General features: G+C 75.4%; 1 protein-coding gene. It reads left to right on the top strand.

Annotated features, from left to right (window positions below):
• A partial coding sequence (locus tag ACWEN3_RS46850; RefSeq protein ID WP_452984591.1) for an alpha-hydroxy-acid oxidizing protein occupies positions 1-973 on the top strand: 973 nt, incomplete at its 5' end.
• Positions 974-1,088: the final 115 nt, after the last annotated feature.

The raw sequence follows: 1,088 nt of genomic DNA, 5'->3' as shown, positions 1-1,088 counted from the left end.
ACCGGAGGTCGGGCAGGTGCGCCGGGAGACGCTGGGCTTCCCGGCCTGGGCGCTGGTCAACGACCCTGCGAACGGCCATCACGCGCTCGCCCTGGCCCCCGTCGGCGTGCTGTCGATCATGCATCCGGACGCCGAGACGGCCGCCGCCCGGGCCGCCGCCGCCCAGGGCGTGCCGTACATCCTGTCGTCGGCGTCCAGCACGCCGATGGAGCAGGTGGCGGAGGCGATGGGGGACGCCGAGCGCTGGTTCCAGCTGTACTGGGGCAAGGACCGCGAGGTGACCCGGAGTTTCCTCGGCCGGGCGAAGGCGGCCGGCTTCTCCGTGCTGGTGGTCACGCTGGACACACCGCTGCTGGCGTGGCGGCCGCGCGATCTGGACCAGGCGTACCTGCCGTTCCTGCACGGGGTGGGCACCGCCAACTACTTCAGCGACCCGGCCTTCCGGGCGGGCCTCGCCAAGCCGCCGCACGAGGACCCGAACGCGGCCGTGCTGCACTTCCTCGGCCTGTTCGGGGACCCCGGACACACCTGGCCGGACCTCGCGTTCCTGCGCGAGCACTGGGACGGTCCGATCGTCCTGAAGGGCGTGCTGCACCCGGACGACGCCCGGCTCGCCGCCGACGCCGGGATGGACGGCGTGGTGGTGTCCAACCACGGCGGCCGGCAGGTGGCCGGCTCGGTGGCGGCGGCCGACGCACTGCCCGGGGTCGCGGCCGCGGTCGGCGACCGGCTGACGGTGCTGTTCGACAGCGGGGTCCGCACCGGCGACGACGTGTTCAAGGCGCTCGCGCTCGGCGCGCGGGCGGTGCTGCTGGGACGGCCCTACGTCTACGGGCTGGGCCTGGACGGGCAGGCGGGCGTGGAGCACGTCGTCCGCTGTGTGCTGGCGGAGCTGGACCTGACCCTCGCCCTGTCCGGGCACACCGGCCCGGCGACGGTCACGGCGGCCGACCTCGTCGAGGAGCCCGCCTGACCGCCGCCCGCGGTGCCGGCTAGGCGCTCCTGCGCGACGGACGCGCCGACGGCGCCGACGGCGCGCCCGTACCGGCGATGGAGAGCGAACCTGTTCCGGCCGACGGCGTGTCGGC

The organism is Streptomyces sp. NPDC004561 (genome assembly GCF_053602155.1).
This window is presented reverse-complemented; position numbering and strand designations above follow the sequence as displayed.